The organism is Luteitalea sp. (assembly GCF_044337415.1).
In the GTDB taxonomy this organism is placed as follows: Bacteria; Acidobacteriota; Vicinamibacteria; order Vicinamibacterales; family Vicinamibacteraceae; genus Luteitalea.
In genome coordinates this window covers 1-3,353 of record NZ_JBIINP010000339.1, presented here as the reverse complement: position 1 = coordinate 3,353, position 3,353 = coordinate 1, and the positions used below count along the sequence as shown (strand labels likewise).

Below are 3,353 nucleotides of genomic sequence, written 5' to 3'. Positions count from 1 at the left end.
AGGCAGAGCGGGAAGGAGCAAGGCACCGAAGTGAGAAGGCACGCACGACCAGGGATGAAGGTGCCTCTGCCGCCCGGCCGTGCCCCTTCTGCCCTTCCGGCCTTACCCGGTTATGCTCTCCTTCGCCCTTCCCGCCCTGCCTTCTTTCCTTCTACCCTTCTGCTCTTCTGTCCTTTCGCTGTGCTGAGCTTCCCTCCCCGTTGCGGGGGGACGCGCACGGTGGTACCGTCAGCGATGGAAGGACAGCCAGACTCAACGCCACGAGTTTCGAGCCCGCCTGACTCGATACCGCTCGCGTGCCTGTGAGCGGAGACCCGCACGGTCTCCGGCATCTTCCGAGTGGTCCGTCTTCACGGGCGGCCGGCACGTCAGGCAAGGAGGTACGGCAGTGGCGAAGAGCCTGTTCGTCGGGAACATCCCCTATCAAATCAGCGAGCCCGAACTCGAGGAGATGTTCTCGCAGGCGGGAGCGGTGGAGAGCGTCACGGTGATGCGTGACCGCATGACGGGGCGCCCGCGCGGCTTCGCGTTCGTCTCGATGGCGAACGACGATGACGCCCAGAAGGCGATCACGCAGTTCGACGGCGCGCAGCTCGGCGGCCGTGCCATCGCCGTCAATGAAGCGCGTCCGCGGCCCGAGCGTGGTCCTGGGGACTTTGGTGGCGGCGGGGGCGGCTTCGGCGGCGGGGGCGGTCGTCCCGGCGGTGGAGGCGGCGGTGGCCGTCGCCCTGGTGGTGGGGGTGGACGTGGTGGCCACGGCGGCGGCAATCGTCGCGAGCCCCGCTGGTAGAGCGAAGGCCGGCGTCACTGCCGGCCTTCTGCTTTTCAGGGGGGAGGAGCCGGACTCAGCACTCCGACAGACTGAGCGGGATGTGCAGGGCGAGGCCGCCGTCGGCCGTCTCCTTGTACTTGGCGCTCATGTCGAGCGCCGTCGTCCACATGGCGTGAATCACCGCATCGAGCGACACCCTGGCATTGGCCGGATCGCTCGCCAGGGCCAGTTGTGAGGCCGTGATGGCCTTGATCGCGCCCATCGTGTTGCGCTCGATGCACGGGATCTGCACGAGTCCCCCCACCGGGTCACACGTGAGCCCGAGATGGTGTTCCATGGCGATCTCGGCGGCCATGAGCACCTGGCTCCGCGAGCCGCCCCGCACCTCGGTCAAGCCCGCCGCGGCCATGGCCGACGACACGCCGATCTCGGCCTGGCAGCCGCCCATCGCCGCGGAGATCGTCGCCCCCTTCTTGAACAGGCACCCCACTTCGGACGCGGCGAGCAGGAATCGAGCGATGCGGTCGGGACTGGATCCATCCGGACCGAACACCACGTCATAGGCGAGCACGGCGGGCACCACGCCCGCGGCGCCGTTGGTGGGTGCGGTGACCACGCGGCCGAAGCACGCGTTCTCTTCGTTGACCGCCAACGCGAACGCCGTCACCCAATCGAGGGTCCAGCCGAAATCGTCGCCGTGGGCGCGAATCGCCGCGAACCACGCGTCGACGTCGAGGGGCGTGCCTGTCGGCGAGAAGGTGAACCCGGACGTCGCCGCCACGCCGGTAGGGCCGGCTGTCCCAGCCCGGCCGAGCAGGCGCGTGTTGATGTCCGCCGCACGGCGACGCACGTTGAGCCCGCCGGGCAGCAACCCCGGCGTGTGACAGCCGCGATGGATGCAGGCGCGCATCACGTCCCAGATGCGCGCGATGAAGGCGCGCGTCTCGGCCTCGGGCCGCCACGCCGCCTCGTTGGCCAGCACCACCGACGACACGGCGCTGCCGGTCTCCCCGCACCATCGCAGCAGGTCGCCAGCCGTGTCGACCGGATACGGCAGGGTCACGGACGATCGCGACTCGCCGCGATCGTCCTCCCACACCACGAAGCCGCCGCCCACCGAGAAGCACGTGCGCTCGCGCCGCGCGCCGTCGGCCCACTCCCCCACGAAACGCAGGCCGTTGGGGTGCTGGGTCAGGACCTCCTGGGGGTGGAAGGCCACCAGCAGTGTCACCGGCTCGCCTCCCGGTAGCGTGAGCGCGCCTTCGGTCAGGGCGCGGGTCACCCGGCCGTGGACCTCGGTCATGTCGCACGTCTCGGGGTCGGCCCCGAAGAGACCAGCCACCACGGCCACGTCGGTGCCGTGTCCGCGCCCGGTCTTGGCCAGCGATCCGAACAGGTGCGCCTCGATGCGCCGAAGGCCGGGCGTCGCCTGCCAGCCGGCGAGGCACTGCTGCGCCGCACGCCAGGGGCCGAGCGTGTGTGAGCTCGAGGGGCCCACGCCAATCTTGAAGATGTCGACGATGGAGAGGCGCTCGTCGGTCATGGGGTCACGCGCGCGGCAGCGCCTCGTCGATGCGGGCGAGTTCGGCCTCCGACAGGCGGAAATCGGCCGCGCCCACCACCCCATCCACCTGCGCAGCCGAGCGGCCACCGACGATGGCAGCGGTGACCGCCGGGTGGCGCAGGGTCCAGGCGATCGCCACCTCGCCGGCAGACTTCCCGTGCGGCGCGCCCACGGCCTTCAGGACCTCCACCAGCGCGAGGTTCGCCGACAACTGCGGCTCCTGGTACTCCTTGTTGTTGCGACGCCAGTCGCCGGCCGGCAGGGTGGCCACCCGCTCGCGTGTCATCGCGCCGGTGAGCAGGCCCGACAGCATCGGGCTGTACACGAGGACGCCGATGCCGTGTTCGGCACAGTACGGCAGGATCTCCGGCTCGATGGCCCGTCGCAGCATCGAATACGGTGGCTGCAGCGACGCGATGGGCGCAATCGCCTGCGCCGTTTTCAGGTCGTCCACCGTGAAATTCGAGACGCCGATGTGGCGCACTTTCCCCTGCCGCTGGAGGTCCGCCAGCGTCTCCCACGCCTCGGCGACACTGCCCGGCGACGGCTCGGCCTGCGACGCCCAGCGTGGCCAGTGCATCTGGTAGAGGTCGATGGTCTCGACCTGCAGTCGACGCAGGCTGTCCTCCACCTCGCGCCTGATGGAGGGGCCCGACACGTCGTGCCGGACCACCCGGTCGTCCCCCCACACGAGCGTGCACTTGGTGAACACGTAGGGACGCTCGGCGGTCGGGATGTCGGCGAGCGCCCGCGCGACCACCTGTTCCGAGTGGCCGAGGCCGTAGGCGGGTGCGGTGTCGATCCAGTTCATCCCGCGGGCGACCGCCTGGCGGATCGCCGCGATCGAGTCCGCGTCGTCCTGCGGTCCCCAGCCGAAGCGCCACTCGCCGCCGATGGCCCACGCGCCGAAGCCGATGGCAGTGATGTGAAGGTCGGTCCGCCCGAGCTGCCGTGTCTGCATGTGCCGATTCTACTCTTCGCCTCACGGCGATCGGCTACGGGACGCGCGCGTTGAGC

At 70.1% G+C, this 3,353-nt stretch carries 3 protein-coding genes; 1 reads left to right on the top strand and 2 read right to left on the bottom strand.

Features of this window, described 5'->3' with window-relative positions; translation table 11 throughout:
* Window positions 1–388 precede the first annotated feature (388 nt).
* Window positions 389–790, top strand: a complete 402-nt coding sequence (locus ACIRDX_RS21970; protein WP_396627556.1) for an RNA recognition motif domain-containing protein — start codon at window positions 389–391, stop codon at window positions 788–790.
* Window positions 791–845: 55 nt separating this feature from the next.
* Here ACIRDX_RS21970 and ACIRDX_RS21965 read toward each other — a convergent pair whose 3' ends face one another.
* Entirely contained in the window at window positions 846–2,315 is a 1,470-nt protein-coding gene (locus ACIRDX_RS21965) for an L-serine ammonia-lyase, iron-sulfur-dependent, subunit alpha (RefSeq protein ID WP_396627555.1), read from the bottom strand.
* 4 nt (window positions 2,316–2,319) lie between these two features.
* Window positions 2,320–3,297: an aldo/keto reductase gene (locus tag ACIRDX_RS21960; protein WP_396627554.1), complete on the bottom strand. Its 978-nt coding sequence runs from the start codon at window positions 3,295–3,297 to the stop codon at window positions 2,320–2,322.
* Window positions 3,298–3,353 lie beyond the last annotated feature (56 nt).